The sequence below is a fragment of the Pseudomonas sp. HY2-MNA-CIBAN-0224 genome, assembly GCF_040310285.1.
Classification (GTDB): Bacteria; Pseudomonadota; Gammaproteobacteria; order Pseudomonadales; family Pseudomonadaceae; genus Aquipseudomonas; species Aquipseudomonas helleri.
The window spans coordinates 1-296 of the sequence record NZ_JBEOPQ010000357.1 but is presented as its reverse complement, the minus strand read 5'-3'; the positions used below and the strand labels follow the sequence as shown (position 1 = coordinate 296).

The following is a 296-nucleotide window of genomic DNA, read 5'->3' as shown; positions in this document are numbered from 1 at the left end:
GATTGGACGGGTTTTTTATTGTTTGCGGCAGCAGCTTGCGGCTATACCCTCGCTGTTGAATTCGGCTCACAAACAGGTCGCGGGACTTATGGCTTGGTGTTGGCGTTCTTGTCAACGGCGTTGATAGGCGCCTATGTCTGGCATGCCAAACGCCGTCATGCGCCGCTCTTTCCATTGAGCCTATTTGATATTCGCACCTTTAAGATTGGGATTACGGGTAACTTATTTACGCGCTTGGGTATCAGTGCCGTACCGTTCCTATTGCCACTATTACTACAAGTGGTGTTTGAATACTC

The 296-nt window shown here is 49.3% G+C and carries 1 pseudogene; it reads left to right on the top strand.

Going from position 1 to position 296, the window contains the following annotated elements:
* A pseudogene (locus AAEZ03_RS26730) lies at positions 1 to 296 on the top strand (MFS transporter); the annotation flags it as partial.